20 protein-coding genes are annotated in these 20716 nt (G+C 61.9%); 6 read left to right on the forward strand and 14 right to left on the reverse strand.

Annotation, left to right across the window (positions count from 1 at the left end; translation table 11 throughout):
• Positions 1-5: 5 nt before the first annotated feature.
• Genes ptsN through TU79_RS04310 form a run of 3 tightly spaced genes read left to right on the forward strand, consistent with a single transcriptional unit; the run spans position 6 to position 1610 of the window.
• A complete protein-coding gene (ptsN, locus tag TU79_RS04300; RefSeq protein WP_057006868.1) occupies positions 6-461 on the forward strand; it encodes a PTS IIA-like nitrogen regulatory protein PtsN in 456 nt (151 codons plus the stop codon).
• A 2-nt stretch (positions 462-463) separates the two neighbouring features.
• Positions 464-1321 carry an RNase adapter RapZ gene (rapZ, locus tag TU79_RS04305; protein WP_057006869.1) on the forward strand — a complete coding sequence of 286 codons (858 nt, stop codon included), beginning with the start codon at positions 464-466 and terminating at the stop codon, positions 1319-1321.
• A 16-nt stretch (positions 1322-1337) separates the two neighbouring features.
• The gene (locus TU79_RS04310) at positions 1338-1610 is read left to right on the forward strand and encodes an HPr family phosphocarrier protein (RefSeq protein ID WP_057006870.1); all 273 of its coding nucleotides are present in this window, start codon (positions 1338-1340) and stop codon (positions 1608-1610) included.
• 25 nt (positions 1611-1635) lie between these two features.
• Here the strand turns inward: TU79_RS04310 and TU79_RS04315 are convergent, their stop codons facing one another.
• From TU79_RS04315 to pmbA, 6 genes are all read right to left on the reverse strand, one after another.
• Positions 1636-2529 (reverse strand): ZIP family metal transporter, encoded by an 894-nt coding sequence (locus TU79_RS04315; RefSeq protein WP_057006871.1) that lies wholly within the window; start codon positions 2527-2529, stop codon positions 1636-1638.
• Positions 2530-2561: 32 nt separating this feature from the next.
• Entirely contained in the window at positions 2562-3173 is a 612-nt protein-coding gene (locus TU79_RS04320) for a superoxide dismutase (RefSeq protein ID WP_057006872.1), read from the reverse strand.
• Position 3174: 1 nt separating this feature from the next.
• Positions 3175-3603: a DUF2753 family protein gene (locus tag TU79_RS04325; RefSeq protein WP_057006873.1), complete on the reverse strand. Its 429-nt coding sequence runs from the start codon at positions 3601-3603 to the stop codon at positions 3175-3177.
• A gap of 27 nt (positions 3604-3630) precedes the next feature.
• Positions 3631-5007, reverse strand: coding sequence for a class II fumarate hydratase (locus tag TU79_RS04330; RefSeq protein WP_057006874.1), 1377 nt, complete (start codon positions 5005-5007; stop codon positions 3631-3633).
• Positions 5000-5395: a hypothetical protein gene (locus TU79_RS04335; protein WP_057006875.1), complete on the reverse strand. Its 396-nt coding sequence runs from the start codon at positions 5393-5395 to the stop codon at positions 5000-5002. Before TU79_RS04335 ends, TU79_RS04330 begins: the two co-directional genes overlap by 8 nt.
• A 150-nt stretch (positions 5396-5545) precedes the next feature.
• Complete coding sequence (pmbA, locus tag TU79_RS04340) at positions 5546-6892, reverse strand: metalloprotease PmbA (RefSeq protein ID WP_057006876.1); 1347 nt, start codon at positions 6890-6892, stop codon at positions 5546-5548.
• Positions 6893-7000: 108 nt separating this feature from the next.
• Between pmbA and yjgA the strand changes: the two genes are divergently transcribed.
• Positions 7001-7522, forward strand: a complete 522-nt coding sequence (yjgA, locus tag TU79_RS04345; protein WP_004372117.1) for a ribosome biogenesis factor YjgA — start codon at positions 7001-7003, stop codon at positions 7520-7522.
• Positions 7523-7567: 45 nt separating this feature from the next.
• On the opposite strand, the gene tldD is transcribed toward yjgA, so the two are convergent.
• The 8 genes from tldD to mreB all read right to left on the reverse strand — a co-directional run bounded on the left by tldD (position 7568) and on the right by mreB (position 18745).
• Positions 7568-9010, reverse strand: coding sequence for a metalloprotease TldD (tldD, locus tag TU79_RS04350; protein ID WP_057006877.1), 1443 nt, complete (start codon positions 9008-9010; stop codon positions 7568-7570).
• A gap of 16 nt (positions 9011-9026) precedes the next feature.
• Positions 9027-9875, reverse strand: a complete 849-nt coding sequence (locus TU79_RS04355; RefSeq protein ID WP_057006878.1) for a carbon-nitrogen hydrolase family protein — start codon at positions 9873-9875, stop codon at positions 9027-9029.
• A 46-nt stretch (positions 9876-9921) separates the two neighbouring features.
• Positions 9922-13737 (reverse strand): YhdP family protein, encoded by a 3816-nt coding sequence (locus tag TU79_RS04360; RefSeq protein WP_057006879.1) that lies wholly within the window; start codon positions 13735-13737, stop codon positions 9922-9924.
• A 76-nt stretch (positions 13738-13813) separates the two neighbouring features.
• Positions 13814-15271, reverse strand: a complete 1458-nt coding sequence (gene rng / locus TU79_RS04365; RefSeq protein WP_057006880.1) for a ribonuclease G — start codon at positions 15269-15271, stop codon at positions 13814-13816.
• 70 nt (positions 15272-15341) lie between these two features.
• Positions 15342-15938 carry a Maf family protein gene (locus TU79_RS04370; RefSeq protein WP_057006881.1) on the reverse strand — a complete coding sequence of 199 codons (597 nt, stop codon included), beginning with the start codon at positions 15936-15938 and terminating at the stop codon, positions 15342-15344.
• A 51-nt stretch (positions 15939-15989) separates the two neighbouring features.
• The gene (gene mreD / locus TU79_RS04375) at positions 15990-16478 is read right to left on the reverse strand and encodes a rod shape-determining protein MreD (RefSeq protein WP_057006882.1); all 489 of its coding nucleotides are present in this window, start codon (positions 16476-16478) and stop codon (positions 15990-15992) included.
• Entirely contained in the window at positions 16478-17569 is a 1092-nt protein-coding gene (gene mreC / locus TU79_RS04380) for a rod shape-determining protein MreC (protein ID WP_082638346.1), read from the reverse strand. The genes mreD and mreC overlap by 1 nt, the downstream gene beginning before the upstream one ends.
• Before the next feature lie 138 nt (positions 17570-17707).
• Positions 17708-18745 carry a rod shape-determining protein MreB gene (gene mreB, locus TU79_RS04385; RefSeq protein ID WP_002555108.1) on the reverse strand — a complete coding sequence of 346 codons (1038 nt, stop codon included), beginning with the start codon at positions 18743-18745 and terminating at the stop codon, positions 17708-17710.
• Positions 18746-18955: 210 nt separating this feature from the next.
• Here mreB and gatC point away from each other — a divergent pair, with 210 nt between their 5' ends.
• Together gatC and gatA are read left to right on the forward strand one after the other, a co-directional pair.
• On the forward strand, positions 18956-19243 hold the full coding sequence (gene gatC, locus TU79_RS04390; RefSeq protein ID WP_057006884.1) for an Asp-tRNA(Asn)/Glu-tRNA(Gln) amidotransferase subunit GatC: 288 nt from the start codon (positions 18956-18958) through the stop codon (positions 19241-19243).
• Positions 19244-19259: 16 nt separating this feature from the next.
• Positions 19260-20711, forward strand: coding sequence for an Asp-tRNA(Asn)/Glu-tRNA(Gln) amidotransferase subunit GatA (gene gatA / locus TU79_RS04395; RefSeq protein WP_057006885.1), 1452 nt, complete (start codon positions 19260-19262; stop codon positions 20709-20711).
• Positions 20712-20716 lie beyond the last annotated feature (5 nt).

Raw genomic sequence — 20716 nt, forward strand, 5'->3', positions numbered from 1 at the left:
CCCCCATGATCCGACTTGAAACCATCCTGACCCCCGGCCGTTCCCTGGTGAACGCGCCGGGCGGCAGCAAGAAAAAAGCCCTCGAACACATTGCCAACCTGATCAGCCGGGAAGTGCCCGAGCTGGATGAACAGGTCGTGTTCAAGGCCCTGATTGACCGTGAAAAACTGGGCTCCACCGGTTTTGGCAACGGCATCGCCATTCCTCATTGCCGACTCAAAGGCTGCGACACCCCTGTCAGCGCCTTGCTGCACCTGGAAAAACCCATCGATTTCGACGCCATCGACGGCGCTCCCGTCGACCTGCTCTTCGTTTTGCTGGTCCCGGAAGCAGCCACCGATGCTCACCTGGAACTGCTTCGGCAGATCGCCAGCATGCTTGACCGCAAGGAAGTACGTCATAAACTGCGCAACGCCAGCAGCAATGAGGCGTTGTATCAGGTTGTGCTGGACGAGCAATAACCATGCGCCTGATCATTGTCAGCGGCCGGTCCGGCTCGGGTAAAAGCACCGCACTCAATGTCCTTGAAGACAGCGGCTTTTATTGCATTGATAATTTGCCCGCGGGCCTGCTGCCGGAATTGGCCGAGCGCGCGCTCATCCACACCGAACTGGCGCAACCGCTGGTCGCCGTTTCGATTGATGCACGCAACCTGCCCAGCCACCTCTCGCGGTTCCCTGAACTGCTCGAAGAAGTGCGCGGCAAGCATATTCATTGTGATGTGCTGTATCTGGACGCCGACGAAGAGACGCTGCTCAAGCGTTTCTCCGAAACCCGCCGGCGCCACCCGCTGAGCAGCCCGAACCGCTCACTGGCCGAGGCCATCGAGGACGAGACCACGCTGCTGGGGCCGATCATTGATCTGGCCGACCTCAAGATCAACACCACCAACCTGAACCTGTACCAGCTGCGCGACGCCATCAAACTGCGCCTGCTCAATCAACCTGAGCCCGGGACGGCCTTTCTGGTCGAGTCATTTGGCTTCAAGCGCGGCATGCCAGTGGATGCCGACCTGGTGTTCGATGTGCGCTGCCTGCCCAATCCTTACTGGAAGCCTGAGCTGCGTGAACAATCCGGGCTCGATCAGCCGGTGATCGATTACCTGGCCGCTCAACCCGATGTGGAGGAAATGTTCCAGGACATCTCCACCTACCTGCTCAAATGGTTGCCGCGCTTTGCCGCGAGCAATCGCGCCTATGTCACCATTGCCATTGGCTGCACCGGCGGCCACCACCGCTCCGTCTACCTGACCGAACGTCTTGGCCAGGTGCTGCAGCAAACCCTCAAGAACGTTCAGGTCCGCCACCGCGACCTAAGCTGAAAGGAACACCCCCGCGATGCCCGCTCTGGAAATTGAAATTATCAACAAGCTGGGCCTGCACGCCCGGGCTTCGGCCAAATTCGTCGGCGTTGCCGGGAAGTTTCCTTGCCAGATCCGCGCCGGGCGCACACCGGAGTCGATGGTCGATGGCAAAAGCATCATGGCAATGATGATGCTGGCTGCGGGCAAGGGCACCAGGATTCATCTAAAAACCGAAGGTGAGCAGGAGGATGAAGCGATGGCAGCCTTGGTGGAGTTGATCAACAACAAGTTTGACGAAGGTGAATAAACGCCAAGCTGTGTAGCAGCGTGGCCTAACCCAGGGCAGTGTCCATCACCATCATCAAGCAAAACCCCAGGCACAACCCAAGGCTGGCAAGCTTGTCGTGACCATTGCGCCGCGACTCGGGGATCACTTCGTGAGTCACCACCAACAACATCGCGCCCGCGGCCAATGCCAGACCCAGCGGCAGCAGCACCTCTGCCAGGGTGACCAGCCACGCGCAGAGTACAGCGAACACTGGTTCCACCAGGCCTGAAGCGGCACCGATCAGGAACGCCTTGACCCGCGACATGCCTGCACCCGCAAGCACCAGTGCAATCACCAGCCCTTCCGGCACATCCTGCAGGGCAATGCCCATCGCCAGGCTGTCGGCATCCGCCATGCCGCCTCCGGCAGACACGCCTACCGCCATACCTTCCGGAATGTTGTGGGCGATGATGGCAAACACAAACAACCAGATACGCGGCGGGATGACCGGTTTATCCGGCGTGCCCACCAGCATTTCCGGGCTGGCGCCGGAAACTTTGCGATCCACCAGATACAGCCCGAATGCGCCCAGCATGATGCCGAAACTGATCAGGCCACCAGCGCCCCAGGGCGACAGCCCCAGGCTTTCTGCGGCGGAAATACCCGGCACCACCAGCGAAAAGGCGGTCGCGGCCAGCATCACCCCCGCCCCGAAGCCCAACAGCGTATCGCTCAACGCCACTGGCATGCGTCGAATCACCAGCACAGGCACCGCGCCCAAGGCTGTGCCGAGCGCGCAGATCGCACCGCCCTGCAAGGCCCGCAGGATGCGCGGTTCCAGGTCCAGCCAGGCCAGCCCGTGGGCCACCAGCAATGCAGTGCCTGCCAGTAGCAGCAGCGATCCAAACGCATAGCGAAACAATCGCACGCTGCTGATCGCCAGTGTTCCAGTACCCATAGTCGGCCTTAGGTCTTGTTATGGAGATAATGTCAGACCACGGCGGCCTGGTAGCGTGCAGACACTTCGGGCCAGTTGATAACGCTGTAGAAGGCGTTGATGTATTCAGGGCGGCGGTTCTGGTACAGCAGGTAATACGCATGTTCCCAGACATCCAGGCCCAGGATCGGGGTATTGCCGTTCATCAGCGGGCTGTCCTGATTACCGCTGCTTTCCACCACCAGGGTCTTTTGCGGAGTAACGCTCAGCCACGCCCAACCGCTGCCGAAGCGGGTCAGAGCAGCTTTGGTGAATGCCTCCTTGAAGCTGTCCAAACCACCCAGTTGTTCATCGATGGCCTTGCCCAGTGCACCTTCGGGCTTGCCACCACCTTTAGGCGACATGACGGCCCAGAACAACGAGTGGTTGGCATGGCCGCCGCCCTGATTGATCACCGCGGCGCGCAATTTTTCGGGCAACTGCTGGACACTGGACACCAGCTTTTCAATCGGCCAGTCGGCAAACTCAGTGCCCTCAACCGCAGCGTTCAAGTTGTTGATGTAGGTCTGGTGGTGCCTGGTGTAGTGGATTTCCATGGTTTGCGCATCGATGTGCGGTTCCAGGGCATCGTAGGCGTAAGGCAAGGCAGGCAAGGTGTAGCTCATATCAATGTGCTCCGTATTGAGACGGGGTCGGTTGCACCGCGGCACCGCCCAGCAGGCGGTGGGTGCGTGGGTATTCACCGTGATCGCTGATGAAATTCAGCAGTTCGACGTAGGTTTTGCTGCTTTGGCGCAATGCCGCCTCGCGCAGTTGCGGCGGCAGACGCGAGTCCTGCATGGTCTGCAACAGACGCTGATGCACGGCGCAGAGGTATTCGGCGCTTTCCTCTGGCTGGTTCAGGCGCAGGTGCAGGTCCGCCAGGTTGTGATGGGAAATGACGCAGGCTGCCACGGCTTCGTCAGCATCCGCCCAGCGTTCGAACAACACTTGTGCCAGGGCCAGGGCTTGCAGGTAGGCCTCGCGAGCGTCAACCAGTTCACCTGCCATAAAGCAGCGGTTGGCCCGTTCGATCGTGCGTTTCCAGTGCTCCATGGTGAGCCTCCAAAACAGGGTCGGTGATTACACACCGCCGGCCGTGAGCTTTTCCGGGTCCAGCAGGACCTCCAGTTGGCTACGCGGCAAGTCAGTGTGTTCAAGGGCGACATCGATCACCGGGCGACCCTGCTGATAGGCCTTTTTGGCGATTTCAGCCGCCTTCTGGTAACCAATGATCGGGTTGAGTGCTGTCACCAGAATTGGATTGCGCGACAACGCTTCCTTGAGCCGGGCTTCGTTGACCTTGAAGCTGGCAATCGCCTTGTCCGCCAGCAGACGGCTGGAATTGCCCAGCAGTTCGAGGCTGCTGAGCAGGTTCTGGGCGATGATCGGCAGCATCACGTTGAGTTCAAAGTTGCCCGACTGGCCGGCGATGGTGATCACCGTGTCATTGCCTATCACCTGCGCGGCGACCATGGCCGTCGCCTCGGGGATCACCGGATTGACCTTGCCGGGCATGATCGATGAGCCCGGCTGCAAGGCTTGCAGTTCGATTTCGCCCAAGCCGGCCAATGGGCCCGAGTTCATCCAGCGCAGGTCATTGGCGATTTTCATCAGCGACACGGCGGTCGCCTTCAGTTGGCCCGACACCGCGACGGCGGTGTCCTGGGAGCCGATCAGCGCGAACAGGTTCTTGCCCGGGGTGAACTTTACGCCGGTCAGGCTGCTCAGTTGCTGACTGAAGCGCGTGGCGAATTCGGGAGGTGCGTTGATGCCCGTGCCCACGGCGGTGCCGCCCTGGGCGAGGGCCTGCAGACTGGGCAGCAGGTCCTGCAGATGCCCGATGTTGGCCTTGAGCTGCTGTGCCCAGCCGTTGAGCACCTGGCTCATGCGTACTGGCATGGCGTCCATCAGATGGGTGCGGCCGGTCTTGATGAACGGATGCACCTGCTCGGCTTTCTGCTCGATCACCTGCACCAGATGCAGCAGCGCCGGCAACGTTTGCTCATGCAGCACCATTGCCGCGCTGACGTGAATGGTGGTGGGGATGATGTCGTTGCTACTTTGCCCGCAATTGACATGATCGTTGGGGTCGACCACCTCGCCCAGCAGGCGGCTGGCGAGGGTGGCGATCACTTCGTTGGCGTTCATGTTGGAGCTGGTGCCGGAGCCGGTCTGGAAGATATCCACCGGGAAGTGGCGCATGAAGTCGCCTTCGAGCAAACCCTGAGCGGCGTCGACGATGGCCTTGCCCTGCCCTTCGCTGATCTGTTTGAGCTCGACATTGGCCTTGGCGGCGGCGGCCTTGGCCAGGATCAGCGCGCGAATGAAGGGCGCCGGCATGCGCTGATGACTGATCGGGAAGTTGTCCACGGCGCGCTGGGTCTGGGCGCCGTAGAGAGCCTCGGCGGGTACGTGCAGTTCGCCCATGCTGTCGCGTTCGATTCGGGTGTTACTCATCGGAGGATCCTTGCGCCAGGTCAGAAACAGAAAGAGAGGGCTGCAATTGGCACGTTGCCAATTGCCAGGCAAACGCCTGCCAGCGCTTGAGGCGACAGGCACAGCGGGAGAGTTTTTCCAGATCGCGCAGCGGGCGCCAGGCCTGGTCCAGGCACAGGGATCGCCAGTGCCACGGCAGGGCAATATCGCTGGCGGTGTCGATCAGCAGGCGGAATGAGGTTTCAGCAATTGTCCAAGGGTGAGTCGCCGTACAGCACGCCAGGTATCGACCTTCGCTGAGGTAATGCTCGATAAGACGCGGCTCGTTGGGATCGAGGCCGCAGCGAATCTGACGGCTCATCCAGCGCCAACTTTCGAGGTAGGGATCTTCATGCAGGACGGAACTCATGATCCACACTCATTCGGTAATGATATTTATTATTAAATGATAATCAGAATCAACGCAATGGCGGCAGAGTGATCCGTCGGCAATCCAGGCATAAAAAAAGCGCGCTATCCGTGTGGACAGCGCGCTTTTTTATTTGAGGCGACGGGGGGGTCAGCTGCCCGCCACTGTCATCCGCTCGATCAGTACCGAACCTGTGCGAATGTTGCTGCGCAGTTCCAGATCATTCCCGACTGCCACGATCTGCTTGAACATATCGCGCATGTTGCCGGCGATGGTGACTTCCTGGACGGCGAACTGAATCTCGCCGTTCTCCACCCAGAAACCCGCGGCGCCACGCGAGTAATCCCCGGTAACCATGTTCAGGCCATGGCCCATCAATTCGGTCACCAGCAGGCCCCGCCCCATGCGACGCAACAGCGCGGCCAGGTCTTCATCGCCATGGCTCACGAACAGGTTATGCACACCGCCTGCATTGGCGGTGCTGGGCAGGCCGAGCTTGCGACCGGCGTAGGTGCCCAACACATAGGACACCAACTCACCCTGCTCGACGAACGGCTTGGCATAGGTGGCCAGGCCATCGCCATCGAACGATGAACTGCCCATGGCGCGCATCAGGTGCGGACGCTCATCGATGGTCATCCACTCCGGAAACAGTTTCTGACCGATAGCCCCCTCAAGGAACGAGGATTTGCGGTACAGGTTGCCGCCGGAAATCGCCCCCAGGAAACTGCCGAACAAGCCCCCGGCCAGCTCGGCGGAAAACAGCACCGGCACCTCACAGGTTGGCACCGGGCGCGCACCCAGGCGGCTCGCGGCGCGCTGTGCTGCGCGCTGGCCGATGCTGACCGGGTCGGCCAGCAACTCGCCCTGGCGGTTTACGTCGTACCAGTAGTCACGCTGCATCTGGCCATTGGCTTCGGCAATCATGACGCAGCTCAAACTGTGACGAGTCGACGCATAACCACCGATAAACCCATGGCTGTTGCCATACACACGGCAACCCTGGTGCGTGCTCAACGTAGTGCCATCGGCGTTCTTGATGCGGGCATCTGCATCGAACGCCGCCGCCTCACACGTCAGCGCCTGTTCGATGGCCTGCTCCGGGGTGATATCCCACGCGTGAAACAGATCGAAGTCCTGTACGTCCCTGGCCATCAGTGCCTTGTCGGCCAGCCCCGAGCTTTCGTCCTCGGAAGTGTGCCTGGCAATCGCCAGGGCGGCGGCGACGGTTTCGCGTATCGCGTCCGGGCCGCTGGCCGAGGTGCTCGCCGAGCCTTTGCGCTGACCCACGTACAGGGTGATGCCAAACCCCTGGTCACGGTTGAACTCGACGGTTTCCACTTCCCGCTGACGCACCGAAGTCGACAGCCCCTGCTCCAGCGACACCGCCACTTCGCAGGCACCGGCCCCCTGGCGCTTGGCTTCGGCAAGGATCTGCTCGACTTGTTCCTGCAGTGCCGGTAACGCTTGCGGACCGACGCTTTGGGCTGCACTCATGGTTTTCTCCACTCAAAATCTGCTTTCGGTTAAGGCCATCGAGCGACCGGGCCGGACAAGCGGCCCCCGACTGGTTATCATGGCGGCGTTTCTTTGCGGACTGCCACCATGGTTGATTCTTACGACGACTCCCTCGATGGGGAGAAAAGCAAAACCCAGGTCAAACGCGAGCTGCATGCGCTGGTTGACCTCGGCGAGCGCCTTACAACGCTCAAGAAAGATTTGATTGCAAAACTGCCACTGACCGACGAAATGCGCCGGGCACTGGCCGATGCGCCCAAGCACAGCGCGAATATCGCGCGTAAACGGCACATCATGTTTATCGGCAAATTGATGCGCGATCAGGACATTGACGCCATCCTGGCCCTGCTTGATCAAACCGATGCCTCCACTCGCCAGTACAACGAACGTTTCCACAACCTGGAACGTTGGCGTGACCGCCTGATCGCGGGCGATGACGCCGTGCTGGAGAAATTCGTGCTGGATTACCCGGACGCGGACCGCCAGCAACTGCGCTCCCTGATCCGTCAGGCCCAGCACGAGCAGGCGCATAACAAGGCGCCAGCCACCAGCCGTAAAATCTTCAAGTACATCCGAGAGCTGGACGAGACTCAACGCGGCCTGCGCTGATCCTCTTCCCCGGGTGGCGGTCTGCGCCACCCGAAGCTCCATCCCTTACGACCCCGTGCCACCCACGGTGATCGCATCAATCTTCAGCGTTGGCTGGCCGACACCCACCGGCACCGACTGCCCATCCTTGCCGCACGTGCCCACGCCGCTGTCCAGCGACAGGTCATTACCGACCATCGACACCTTGCTCATCGCTTCCGGACCGTTGCCAATCAAGGTCGCCCCTTTGACCGGCGCAGTAATCTTGCCGTCTTCGATCAGGTACGCCTCGCTGGTGGAAAACACGAACTTGCCGCTGGTGATATCAACCTGGCCGCCGCCGAGGTTGGCGCAATAGATCCCGCGCTTGACCGACGCAATGATTTCCGCCGGGTCGCTTTCGCCGCCGAGCATGTAGGTGTTGGTCATGCGCGGCATCGGCAAGTGCGCGTAGGACTCGCGACGACCGTTACCGGTGCGCGCCACGCCCATCAGGCGGGCATTGAGCTTGTCCTGCATGTAGCCCTTGAGCACGCCGTTCTCGATCAGCGTGGTGCACTCGGTCGGCGTGCCTTCGTCGTCCACCGTCAACGAGCCACGACGGCCGGCCAGCGTGCCGTCATCGACAATGGTGCACAGTTTGGACGCGACCATTTCGCCCATGCGCCCGCTGTAGGCCGAACTGCCCTTGCGGTTGAAGTCACCTTCCAGACCATGGCCCACGGCTTCGTGAAGCAGCACACCGGACCAACCGGACCCCAACACCACCGGCAACGTGCCCGCCGGCGCCGGAATCGCTTCCAGATTGACCAGTGCCTGGCGCAGCGCTTCACGGGCGTACCCCATGGCGCGGTCGTCGGCGAGGAAATACCGGTAGTCGGTACGCCCGCCGCCGCCATGCCCACCGCGTTCGCGGCGGCCGTTCTGTTCGACGATCACGCTGACATTGAAACGCACCAGTGGGCGTACATCCGCTGCCAGACTGCCGTCAGTGGACGCCACCAGGATGCGCTCCCACACCCCGGCCATGCTTACGGTGACGCGCTGGATTCGCGGATCCAGCGCACGGGTGGCGGCGTCGACGCGCTTGAGCAGCTCGACCTTTTCCGCACGGCTGATCACTTCCAGCGGGTTATCCGGGGCGTACAACTGAGCGACATCCTGGGTACTGAACGCCTGCACCGTGCCATTCCGGCCAGCGCGGGAGATCGAACGCGCGGCGCGCGCGGCCTGGCCCAGCGCCTCGAGGGTGATCGCGTTGCTGTAGGCAAACCCGGTCTTTTCGCCGGATTGCGCACGCACGCCCACGCCCTGGTCGAGGTTGAAACTGCCTTCCTTGACGATGCCGTCTTCCAGCGACCAGGACTCGGAAATCTGCCCCTGAAAATACAGGTCGGCCGCATCGATGCCTGGCCCGGCCAGGTCACCGAGCACGGTTTGCAAGCTTTCGATGGTCACGCCACCGGGTGCCAGGAGGTGTTCACTGACTGAGGACAACAACTCGCTCATAGGTTTGGCCTTAAATTCATCGTTCTGAAGCAGGTCGCTGCGCGCCCTGCGAGAAAAAGCGCCGGTGATTCACCACCGGCATGCGCGCCCGTATCGACGCCTGTTCCGTGCTGTCGCGTGCGGCCAGCAACACCGCTTCGCCTTGATCCTGTTGCGCCAGCACGCGCCCCCAAGGGTCGACGATAGCGGCATGTCCGTGAGTTTCCCTTGGCCCCGGGTGCACGCCGCCCTGAGCCGCCGCCAGCACGTAACACTGGGTTTCGATGGCCCGCGCGCGGATCAGCACGTCCCAATGCGCAGCGCCGGTAACCGCTGTAAAGGCCGAGGGCGCGCTGATCAGCTCAGCGCCCGCCGCACGCAACTCGCTGTACAACTCCGGGAAGCGCAGGTCGTAACACACCGTCAGGCCCAATCGCCCGACGGGGGTGTCCGCCACTATTACAGTGCTGCCAAAAGCATAGTCGTCGGATTCGCGATAGCGACCCCGGGCATCCGCCACGTCGACGTCGAACAGGTGCAGTTTGTCGTAACGGGCAACCACCTCACCGCGATCATCGATCAGCAGCGAGCAGGCAGTGGACTTGGCATTCGGTTGATCCCTGGGCGGCAACGGCAATGTGCCGGCCACTATCCATAAGGTGAGGTCGCGGGCGGCCTGTTTCAACCATGGCAGGATCGGGCCTTCGCCCAAGGCTTCGGCGCGGCCGATATCGGCCACGTCGCGGCGGCCCATGGCGGCGAAGTTTTCCGGCAGCACCGCCAGCCGGGCACCGCCCTGGGCGGCCTGCTCCAGCAGGCGCCGGGCCTCGGCCAGGTTGGCCAGCACGTCGCTCTGGCTGACCATCTGAATTACCGCAAACGTCATGGCCGATACTCCATAGAAGAATAGCCACAGGCTACTCCATCACGTCTCACTTGGCCTTTTCGAAAGGCTTGTCGAAGGTAATCTTCGGATCCTTCCATGGCCCTTGCACGGTGTATTGCACGCTGGCGAAGCGCGAAACGCGGTCACCGATCAGCTTGTCGATCAGGAACAGCGCGCCACCGATGGCCGGCGCGCCGACAATCAGTGCCGCAATCGGCAGGTTATTGGTCACCGGCAGGGTCACCAGCAGCTTGGCATCCACGCGGTCGGCCACCAGGTCCAGAGTGCCATTGAGTTCGAGGTTGGTCGAAGGCCCGGCCATGGTGATTGGCTCTCGTGTCACAAACACGCCATCGCTGGCCGCCAGCAGGCCTTTGACCCGGTCATAGCTCAAGCCCTTGCCGAGCAGGTCAGAGAAGTCCAGGCGCAGGCGACGGCCGATAGAGTTGAAATTGAGCAGGCCAAACACCCGCAACGCCTGGGCACCGCCCTCGACTTCGACAAACTGACCCTGGCGGAAATCGGCATCGAGCATCCCGGAGAAGCGCTTGGGCCCGACCCACGCCGGCGAGCCCGGCCAGCGGCCGTCCACATCAAGGTGGAACTCCTGACTGGTCACGGTAGGCGCAAAGCCCCAGCCCTTGAGCACATCGGCAATGTTCTTGCCGTCCAGGCGCCCCTTGTACCAGCTGCTGCTGTCGCCGGCCGTGCCTTCCCAACCGCCCGCACCCTTGAGCTGCAAGCCCTTGAGGCCCAGGTCCAGGCTGTTGAAAGCCAGGCCCTTGGCCGTCGGCCGGATTTTCAGCGACCACGCACCGACCAGGTCCGGGCCCTGGAACAGTTGATCGATGTTGATATCCAGCGCGGGAATGTCCTTGGGGTCGATGTCGGCCAGCGGGTCCGGCGCGTTTTCATCCGCCTGCACTGTGGGGTCAACCGCAGGCAGTTTCACGTACTGCAGGTTGATCGCGATGGGCGCGCCCTTGGCATCCGGCAGGTTCACCGTGCCTTTGGCCTGCTGGCTGTCGAGCTGCAGGCCCCAGGCAGCCGATTTGCGGTCCAGCAGCAGGCTGACCTGATCGAACTGCTTGCCAAAGCCTGTCAGCTTGCCGACCTTGAAGTCCGCGCCACTGAGCAGTTGCTTGGCGCTGCCACCCGGGTCATTACCGGCGTAGCGGCCAACCAGTTTCTTCCACGGGTCGATATCCAGCTCCGACAGCACGCCGCGAATGCGCAGGCCTTTCGCACCCGGCAGCACGGCATCGCCATCACCGAGGAACAACTCACCGCGCCCCTCATTGAAGTTGTCCGGCGGTGCGGCAAAGGTGAAGTTCGCCAGCTCCCCGTAATCAAACCAGTAACGCCGTTCGGCGCCCTGCAGGGTCATGCGGAACGTGCTGTCACGACCCTGGCTCGCCGGCATGCCAAATGGCGCCGGCAGATCCACCGCCACGCCCTTGAGGTCGGAATTGACCATCAACTGACTGTCTGCGCCATTAAGGATGACTTGCAACTGGTAGGGGATATCGCCGGACACCGGCAGCGGCTGGGTGACGTTCAGCCAGTCGGTCAGCCGCTTGACCGTGACCTGACCCTTGGCGACCACACGGGTGCTGATAGCACCCGGCCTGCCCTCGGCGAAGATCTGCGCGCTGATAGGCCGATCAAACGCCTGGGCGCTGATTTGATCACCGCTCAAGCCCTTGGCGCTGTCGAAGCGAAAATTCCCCTTCAGTTGGTTGAGGTCCAGGGTCGGGTCGGCCAACTGCAGGCGAGCCTTGTCGGCCTGGAAGTCCACCACGATCTTCGGCTCGGTGCCTTTGGCCAGCGGCACATCCAGGTCCAGCTTGCCTTGCAGGTCGCCCTCGCCTTTCCAGCCGGCAAAGGTCGACGCCGTACCAATCGGCGCTTCCTGCAGAATTTTCAGGCCATCGCCCAGGCCGCCGGAAAAACCACCGGTCAGCAGCAGGTGGCTGTCCTTGCCCGCTGGGGCATGGGGAATATTGACGTAGACGTCCTTGACCTTGGTGTCGAGCAACTGGCCCTTGTTGGCCAGAATGCGCACGCCGCTTTCCTCGACGAACACTTCGCCGTTGACCTTGCCGACATGGGGCCAGCCCGGCTGGAACGCCAGCTCGGCGTCATGCACTTTGAAAAACAGACTGATGTTGCGCGAAGCCGGCAACGCGTTATGGTTCAACGACCCCTGATACTGGAAGAAACCCTGGTCGACCGCGCCTTTGACAATCGCCGTGCGCAGCCACTCATCCAGGGCCGGGCTCAGCACCGCCGGCAGGTACTTGGGCGTAAAGCGCCCATCGCCGTCGACCATGCCCACCCGCAGGTCCATGTAGTCTTCCTGACTATGATCGAAGTGCAGGCGAATCAGGAAGTCGGCGGCCACTTTGCCTTCCTCGCCCAGTACCTTGATGTAAGGGGCTATCAGGGTGAAGCCTTGTTTATCCAGCTTCCAGGTCAGCCGCGCATTGGCCTGAATGTATTGCCAGGGCTTGGCGAAGATCGGGTCCAGGTGCAGGGAAAAATCCTTGCTGTCCATGCGCAACTCGCCCTGGCCCAAGTCGCCGCTGATGCTGCCGGAGACATTGCGCGCCGCCGGCGCGCCGGAATAGGCATCGAAACCCACGCGCTCAAGATTGGCGGCGAAGCTGAGTTTCTGGTCGGTGTCGTCCTGGGGCCGGAAATCCACCAGCACATTGCGTAGCAGGCCGGTGACCTTGAGATGCTCGATGGTTTTGGCGAAGCCTTCAGGCAGCGGCGCCAAGGCATTCAACAGGGGAGTAATCGGGGTCAGGTCCAGACGATCGGCCTGCAACTTCCAGGTTTCCGGAGCCTTGTCGGTCGCCAGCGCCTGCTGCAATTGCAGGCGCGATTCCCAGCGGTTGTCGCCGAGGTTCATCGCCAGCGAGTCAAACAGCACCTTAAGGCCCGTGTCACTGCGCTGCAGGTACGCTGTCAGGGCAACATTCTCGATATGCACCGGCTTGCGCCCGGCATAACTGCCTTTGATCTCGGGCGCATTGAGACGCGCCGCAGCGCTTTGCACGGTGCCCTTGGCCCAGGTCAGCCAGAGCTCGCCGCCAGTCTTGAATTCGGTGAGTGCCCATTGCTGGGTGAGCCGGGCGGGAATCCACTTGGCCCAGTCGCTCTGGGGTAGACTCAGGTAAGCCTGGGCCTCGCCATCCTGCCACTGGCTGGCGCGGATGCGCGTGCGCAGGTTCAGGGCCAGCGGCTGGCCATCGGGAAGGGTCAGGCGCGCATCCAGGCGTTGGCGATCAGTGCCAGTGTGCAGGCTCAGGCCAACGTAGGTGAGGGTCGCCGGCGCCTGATCGAAGGGTTGCAGGGTGACCTGGCTGTCGAGCACCGAAACGCGCTTGACCCGCTGCATACGCTCGAGCAACTGCTGCGGGTCCAGCGGCTGGTCGTCCGGCAGCGGCAAGCCCTGCAGGGCCCAATGGCCATCCTTGTCTTCCTTGACGCTCAGTTGCAGGCCGCTGACTTGCAGGTGCGCAAGGCGCACTTCACGGGCAATCAGGCTGGCCCAGATATCCGGCACCACCTCCACCTGATCCAGACGCAAGGCGCTGTTGCCCTCACCGATCATCACATCGTGGGCCAGCAACACGGGGGCGAAACCGCTCCAGCGCCCTTCCAGGCTGCCGACACGCAGGGGCATGCCCACTGCCGCCTGGGCCTTGGCCTCGATTTCGGCGCGGTATTCGGCGACCAGCGGGGTCAATTCACGCCCCAGGCTCACGTACACCGCCGCCAATACCAGCAGCAGCGCGCACAGGCCCAGGCCCCAGCGGGTCAAAGCGGCAAAAAAGCGTATCAGACGCTCCATGTCAGGCGACCCTCAAAGCGGTGGGCGGACGGCGGATCAAGGTCTGCCGGGCTCGAAGAAAACAGGCGATTGGGGATCAGAGCAGCACCACGTCGTATTGTTCCTGGGAATACATGGTTTCGACCTGGAAGCGAATCGTGCGCCCGATAAACCCCTCCAGCTCAGCGACGTTGCCGGACTCTTCGTCCAGCAGCCGATCGACCACTTTCTGGTTAGCCAGCACTCTATAACCTTCAGCCTGGTAGGCCCGCGCCTCACGCAGGATTTCCCGGAAAATCTCGTAGCAAACCGTTTCCGGGGTCTTCAATTTGCCGCGTCCCTGGCAACTGCTGCAGGGTTCGCACAGCACCTGTTCGAGGCTTTCGCGGGTGCGCTTGCGGGTCATCTGCACCAGCCCCAGCTCGGTGATGCCGATAATGTTGGTCTTGGCGTGATCGCGCTCCAATTGCTTCTCGAGAGTGCGCAGCACCTGACGCTGATGCTCTTCGTCCTCCATGTCGATGAAGTCGATGATGATGATGCCGCCCAGGTTGCGCAGGCGCAGTTGGCGGGCAATCGCCGTGGCCGCCTCGAGGTTGGTCTTGAAGATGGTCTCTTCCAGATTGCGATGGCCGACGAACGCCCCCGTGTTGACGTCGATGGTGGTCATGGCTTCTGCCGGGTCCACCACCAGATAGCCGCCGGACTTGAGCGGCACCTTGCGCTCCAGGGCCTTCTGGATCTCGTCTTCGACGCCATACAGGTCGAAGATCGGCCGCTCGCCAGGGTAATGCTCCAGGCGGTCGGCAATTTCCGGCATCAGTTCGGCCACAAATTGTGTAGTGCGCTGGAAGGTTTCCCGCGAGTCGATGCGAATTTTTTCGATTTTCGGGCTGACCAGGTCGCGCAGGGTGCGCAGCGCCAGGCCGAGGTCTTCATAGATGACGCTGGGCGCGCCGATGGTCTTGATCTGCTCGCCGATCTGGTCCCACAGGCGCCGCAGGTAGCGGATGTCCATGAGGATTTCATCGGCACCGGCGCCCTCGGCGGCGGTGCGCAGGATGAAGCCACCGGCTTCCTTGATGCCTTCGGCCGCCACGCAGTCGCTGACGACTTTTTTCAAGCGTTCGCGTTCGCCTTCGTCTTCAATCTTGAGGGAAATGCCGACATGGGCTGTGCGCGGCATGTACACCAGATAGCGCGAGGGAATCGACAGCTGCGTCGTCAGCCGCGCGCCTTTGGAGCCGATGGGGTCCTTGGTGACTTGCACCACCAGGCTCTGCCCTTCATGCACCAGAGCGCTGATGCTCTCCACCGCAGGCCCTTCGCGCAGGGAGATCTCCGACGCGTGAATAAATGCGGCGCGGTCCAGGCCGATGTCGATAAACGCCGCCTGCATCCCCGGCAGCACGCGCACCACCTTGCCCTTATAGATGTTGCCGACAATCCCGCGTTTCTGGGTGCGCTCGACGTGCACTTCTTGCAGAACACCGTTCTCTACCACCGCCACGCGCGATTCCATCGGCGTGATATTGATCAGAATCTCTTCACTCATGGCTGGGTCTCGTTCTGGCGTTTTCACAATAGTGACCGATCGCTCAAGGCTTGGCGCTGTAATACGGCGTTCAGCGCACGGTAAGGTTTTGCCAACAGGGTATGCCGAATCGGCCGAGCAGTTGCGCGGTTTCGCACACCGGCAGACCGACCACGGCGGAATAGCTGCCATTGAGCCCGGCAACAAACACCGACCCCAGCCCCTGGATAGCATAGCCACCCGCCTTGTCCCGGGGTTCGCCACTGTGCCAGTAGGCGGTGGCTTCTTCGATGCCGATCTCGCGAAAACGAACACGGCTGCTGACACACAGGGTTTCGCAGCGCTGACCATCCGTCAGGGCCACGGCGGTCAGCACCTCGTGTTCACTTCCTGCGAGAGCCATCAACATCGCCAGGGCATCGGCCTGGTCCACGGGTTTGCCGAGAATCAGTCCATCGACAATCACCGCGGTGTCGGCGCCCAGCACGCAGGCACTGGAGGGTGTTTCAAGCACGGCGAAACCCGCCGCTGCCTTGCCGCGCGCAAGACGCTCGACGTAGGAAACGGGCGATTCATTGGTAAGAGGTGTTTCGTCAATGGCGGCGCTGACCACCGTGAAGGGCACACCGATCTGGTTCAGCAGTTCACGCCGTCGGGGAGAACCCGAGGCCAGATAAAGCGAATTCATTGCAGACTCTCCCTGTGGGGTTCGATAACCAAGCAGAGCCTCGCAATCCATTCAATTGATTTTGTAGCGGCGACGCAGACCACGCAGGCCAAAACTGACCCAGGGCCACAACAGCGCACTGACCAGGGCCGGCAATACCAGCGCCAGCGTCGGCTGACGGTTGCCGGTCAAGGCGCTGAGCCAGAGTTGCACCAACTGCGCCAGCCCGAAGATCACCAGGATCACCAGGCACTGCTGCCACATCGGGAACATGCGCAAACGCTGCTGCAACGACAGCACCAGAAAAGTAATCAGGGTCAGGATCAGCGCGTTCTGGCCGAGCAAGGTGCCATAGAGCACATCTTCCGCCAAGCCCAGAAACATCGCGGTGACCATGCCCACTCTGTGGGGCAGGTGCAACGCCCAGAACGCCATCAGCAAGGCCAGCCACAACGGGCGCAGGATCTCCATGAACTGCGGCAGCGGCGATACGCTGAGCAGCAAGCCGACGGCGAACGTCAGCCACACCATCCAGCCATTGCGCGAATGAGTACTGGCCATTATTCCTCCCTCTGCCGCGTGGTGGTCGCAGCGCCGGCAGGCGGCTTCGCGGCAGGCGTGGTGCTGGCTGCCGGTTTGGCCGGACGAGTGCTGTGCGTGGCGGGCTTGGCGGGTGTCGCCACAGGCGCCGCTGCAGGAAGATTTGCCGGCGCCGGCGGCCCCACAAAGGCCGGTTTGGGCACGATGGCGGGGGTGACCGGCAGCGTGCCGTTGCGCTTGTCTTCCGCTTCCTGGGCCTGCGCGGCATCGTTGGCGCGCTCTTCCGGGGTGCGGTTATCGCTGAACACCAGCAGCAGGTAACGGCTGCGGTTCAGGGCGGCAGTCGGCACGGCACGCACAATGGCGAACGGCTGGCCGGAATCGTGGATCACTTCCTTGACCGTCGCCACCGGGTAACCCGCCGGGAACCGCTGGCCAAGGCCGGAGCTGACCAGCAGGTCGCCCTCCTTGATATCGGCGGTGTCGGCCACGTGACGCAACTCCAGGCGTTCGGGGTTGCCAGTGCCGCTGGCAATCGCCCGCAGACCGTTGCGGTTGACCTGCACCGGAATGCTGTGGGTGGTGTCGGTGAGCAACAGCACGCGGGAGGTGTAGGGCATCAATTCGACCACCTGCCCCATCAGGCCACGGGCATCGAGCACCGGTTGGCCGAGCACCACGCCGTCGCGCTCACCCTTGTTGATGATGATGCGATGGGTGAAGGGGTTGGGATCCATGCCGATCAGCTCGGCCACTTCGACCTTCTCGTTGACCAGCGCGGAGGAATTGAGCAACTCGCGCAGCCGAACGTTCTGCTCGGTGAGGGCCGCCAGTTTTTGCATGCGCCCCTGCAGCAGCAGGTTTTCAGTCTTGAGTTTTTCGTTTTCGGCGGCAAGCTCGGTGCGGCTGCCGAATTGGCTGGCCACGCCCTGATAGAGCCGTTGCGGCAGGTCGGTGATCCAGTAAGTCTGCATCAACACCAGCGACATCTGGCTGCGCACGGGCTTGAGCAGCGCAAAGCGGGCGTCGACCACCATCAGCGCGACCGAAAGCACGACCAGCACCAGCAAGCGCACGCCCAATGAGGGGCCTTTGGCGAAAAGCGGTTTAATAGGCCGCTCCTCCCGGGCAAATGTTCTCTTTATTCATACGGCATCAAACCGGCCTGGATGCAGATTGAAGAAGATAAACGCCGACAGGCAGCACTGCAAAGTGCTGCCTGCGGGCGAAGCATGGCGCAACCAGCGATCTTATTCGCTGGAGAGCAGGTCCATGGTGTGTTTATCCATCATTTCCAGTGCACGACCACCGCCACGGGCAACGCAGGTCAGCGGGTCTTCGGCGACGATCACCGGCAGGCCGGTTTCCTGGGCCAGCAGCTTGTCGAGGTCACGCAGCAGAGCGCCACCACCGGTCAGCACCAGGCCACGCTCGGCGATATCGGAAGCCAGCTCCGGCGGCGATTGCTCCAGGGCGCTTTTCACTGCCTGAACGATGGTGGCCAGGGACTCTTGCAGAGCTTCCAGCACTTCATTGGAGTTCAGGGTGAAGGCACGTGGAACGCCTTCGGCCAGGTTGCGACCGCGCACATCGACTTCGCGCACTTCGCCGCCTGGGTAGGCAGTACCGATTTCCTGCTTGATGCGCTCGGCGGTGGATTCGCCAATCAGACTGCCGTAGTTACGACGCACATACGTGATGATCGCTTCGTCGAAGCGGTCGCCGCCAACCCGCACGGATTCAGCGTACACCACACCGTTCAGGGAGATCAGGGCGATTTCGGTGGTACCACCACCGATATCCACCACCATCGAACCGCGTGCTTCTTCCACCGGCAGGCCGGCACCGATCGCAGCAGCCATCGGCTCTTCGATCAGGAATACTTCGCGGGCACCGGCGCCAAGGGCCGATTCACGGATGGCGCGACGCTCCACCTGCGTGGATTTGCATGGAACACAGATCAGCACACGAGGGCTGGGCTGCAGAAAACTGTTTTCGTGAACCTTGTTGATGAAGTACTGCAGCATCTTCTCGCAGACACTGAAGTCGGCGATCACGCCGTCCTTCATCGGACGAATGGCAGCAATATTGCCAGGTGTTCGGCCGAGCATGCGCTTGGCCTCGGTGCCGACGGCAACGACACTTTTCTGATTACCATGGGTCCGAATGGCCACAACCGATGGCTCATTCAGAACGATACCGCGCTCGCGCACGTAAATAAGGGTGTTGGCAGTGCCCAGGTCAATGGAAAGATCGCTGGAAAACATGCCACGCAGTTTCTTGAACATGGGGAAAGGACCCTAGGCAACGCGTGGGTAAAAAAGTGCGGCAAACTCTAACAACGACAGGGATTTTGGGCAAGGCGCCAATGTGCTAAATTGGCCGACTTTCTGTGCACCAACCCCCACAATCGCGGCCTTATGACCGTAGAAATGCGGTAGTGTTCCGACAATCTAACACACGGACGCCCTCCGTTCCGTTTTCCACTGGAGATTCCCATGGCGCTTGAACGCTCCGACGTGGAAAAAATCGCGCATCTGGCCTCGCTTGGCCTCAATGATGCCGATCTTCCACAGACCACCGCAGCCCTGAACAGCATTCTGGGGCTGGTTGACCAGATGCAGGCCGTCAATACCGACGGCATCGAGCCCCTGGCTCACCCGCTGGAAGCCAGCCAGCGCCTGCGCGCAGACGTCGTGACCGAACGCGATAATCGCGAGGCCTACCAGTCCATCGCGCCAGCGGTCGAAAACGGCCTGTATCTGGTTCCGAAAGTCATCGACTAAAGGGAAAGAGCCTTTCATGCATCACATGACTCTGGCCGAGATCGCCCGCGGTCTCGCCGAAAAAAAGTTTTCTTCTGAAGAATTGACCAAAACCCTGCTGGCGCGTATCGCCGAGCTCGATCCCAAGGTCAACAGCTTCATCAGCCTCACCGAAGAGCTGGCCCTGAGCCAGGCGAAAGCCGCGGATGCACGTCGCGCCAACGGTGAAAATGGCGCACTGCTGGGCGCGCCCATCGCCCACAAGGATTTGTTCTGCACACAGGGCATTCGCACCAGCTGCGGCTCGAAGATGCTCGACAACTTCAAGGCGCCCTACGACGCCACCGTGGTGTCCAAACTCGCCGCCGCCGGGGCCGTGACCCTGGGCAAGACCAACATGGACGAATTCGCCATGGGTTCTGCCAACGAGTCGAGCTACTACGGCGCAGTGAAAAACCCGTGGAATCTGGAACACGTACCGGGCGGCTCATCCGGTGGTTCGGCCGCTGCCGTTGCCGCCCGCCTGCTGCCGGCCGCCACGGCCACCGACACCGGCGGCTCGATCCGCCAGCCCGCCGCCTTCACCAACCTCACCGGCCTGAAGCCGACCTACGGCCGTGTGTCCCGCTGGGGCATGATCGCCTACGCATCGAGCCTCGATCAGGGCGGCCCATTGGCGCGCACAGCCGAAGACTGCGCGATATTGCTGCAAGGCATGGCCGGCTTCGATGCGCAGGACTCCACCAGCATCGATGAACCGGTGCCAGACTATAGCGCCAGCCTCAACACCTCGCTCAAGGGCCTGCGCATCGGCGTGCCGAAGGAATACTTCAGCGCCGGCCTCGACCCGCGTATCGCCGAACTTGTGCACAACAGCGTCAAGACGCTGGAAGGCCTCGGCGCCGTGATCAAGGAAATCAGCCTGCCGAACAACCAGCACGCGATTCCCGCCTACTACGTGATCGCCCCGGCCGAGGCGTCCTCCAACCTGTCGCGCTTCGACGGCGTGCGTTTTGGCTACCGCTGCGAAAACCCCAAAGATCTTACCGATCTGTACAAACGCTCCCGTGGCGAAGGCTTCGGCGTCGAAGTACAGCGGCGCATCATGGTCGGCGCCTACGCGCTGTCGGCCGGCTACTACGACGCGTACTACCTCAAGGCGCAAAAAATCCGTCGCCTGATCAAGAACGACTTCATGGCGGCCTTTGAAGAAGTCGATGTGATCCTCGGCCCAACCACGCCGAACCCGGCGTGGAAAATCGGTGCCAAGACCGGCGATCCGATTGCCGAGTACCTCGAAGACCTCTACACCATCACCGCCAACCTCGCGGGCCTGCCGGGCTTGTCCATGCCGGCCGGTTTCGTTGACGGTCTGCCGGTGGGCGTGCAACTGCTCGCGCCGTATTTCCAGGAAGGCCGCCTGCTCAATGTGGCGCACCAGTACCAGTTGAACACTGACTGGCACACCCGCACCCCAACCGGCTTCTGAGGAGA

Origin of the sequence: Pseudomonas trivialis, assembly GCF_001439805.1 — a bacterium.
In the GTDB taxonomy this organism is placed as follows: Bacteria; Pseudomonadota; Gammaproteobacteria; order Pseudomonadales; family Pseudomonadaceae; genus Aquipseudomonas; species Aquipseudomonas trivialis.

Bases quoted from the DNA above. Each gene is read 5' to 3' on its own strand.
- ptsN (WP_057006868.1), top strand. From the start codon at position 6: ATGATCCGACTTGAAACCATCCTGACCCCCGGCCGTTCCCTGGTGAAC.
- rapZ (WP_057006869.1), top strand. From the start codon at position 464: ATGCGCCTGATCATTGTCAGCGGCCGGTCCGGCTCGGGTAAAAGCACC.
- TU79_RS04310 (WP_057006870.1), top strand. From the start codon at position 1,338: ATGCCCGCTCTGGAAATTGAAATTATCAACAAGCTGGGCCTGCACGCC.
- TU79_RS04315 (WP_057006871.1), bottom strand. From the start codon at position 2,529: ATGGGTACTGGAACACTGGCGATCAGCAGCGTGCGATTGTTTCGCTAT.
- TU79_RS04320 (WP_057006872.1), bottom strand. From the start codon at position 3,173: ATGAGCTACACCTTGCCTGCCTTGCCTTACGCCTACGATGCCCTGGAA.
- TU79_RS04325 (WP_057006873.1), bottom strand. From the start codon at position 3,603: ATGGAGCACTGGAAACGCACGATCGAACGGGCCAACCGCTGCTTTATG.
- TU79_RS04330 (WP_057006874.1), bottom strand. From the start codon at position 5,007: ATGAGTAACACCCGAATCGAACGCGACAGCATGGGCGAACTGCACGTA.
- TU79_RS04335 (WP_057006875.1), bottom strand. From the start codon at position 5,395: ATGAGTTCCGTCCTGCATGAAGATCCCTACCTCGAAAGTTGGCGCTGG.
- pmbA (WP_057006876.1), bottom strand. From the start codon at position 6,892: ATGAGTGCAGCCCAAAGCGTCGGTCCGCAAGCGTTACCGGCACTGCAG.
- yjgA (WP_004372117.1), top strand. From the start codon at position 7,001: ATGGTTGATTCTTACGACGACTCCCTCGATGGGGAGAAAAGCAAAACC.
- tldD (WP_057006877.1), bottom strand. From the start codon at position 9,010: ATGAGCGAGTTGTTGTCCTCAGTCAGTGAACACCTCCTGGCACCCGGT.
- TU79_RS04355 (WP_057006878.1), bottom strand. From the start codon at position 9,875: ATGACGTTTGCGGTAATTCAGATGGTCAGCCAGAGCGACGTGCTGGCC.
- TU79_RS04360 (WP_057006879.1), bottom strand. From the start codon at position 13,737: ATGGAGCGTCTGATACGCTTTTTTGCCGCTTTGACCCGCTGGGGCCTG.
- rng (WP_057006880.1), bottom strand. From the start codon at position 15,271: ATGAGTGAAGAGATTCTGATCAATATCACGCCGATGGAATCGCGCGTG.
- TU79_RS04370 (WP_057006881.1), bottom strand. From the start codon at position 15,938: ATGAATTCGCTTTATCTGGCCTCGGGTTCTCCCCGACGGCGTGAACTG.
- mreD (WP_057006882.1), bottom strand. From the start codon at position 16,478: ATGGCCAGTACTCATTCGCGCAATGGCTGGATGGTGTGGCTGACGTTC.
- mreB (WP_002555108.1), bottom strand. From the start codon at position 18,745: ATGTTCAAGAAACTGCGTGGCATGTTTTCCAGCGATCTTTCCATTGAC.
- gatC (WP_057006884.1), top strand. From the start codon at position 18,956: ATGGCGCTTGAACGCTCCGACGTGGAAAAAATCGCGCATCTGGCCTCG.
- gatA (WP_057006885.1), top strand. From the start codon at position 19,260: ATGCATCACATGACTCTGGCCGAGATCGCCCGCGGTCTCGCCGAAAAA.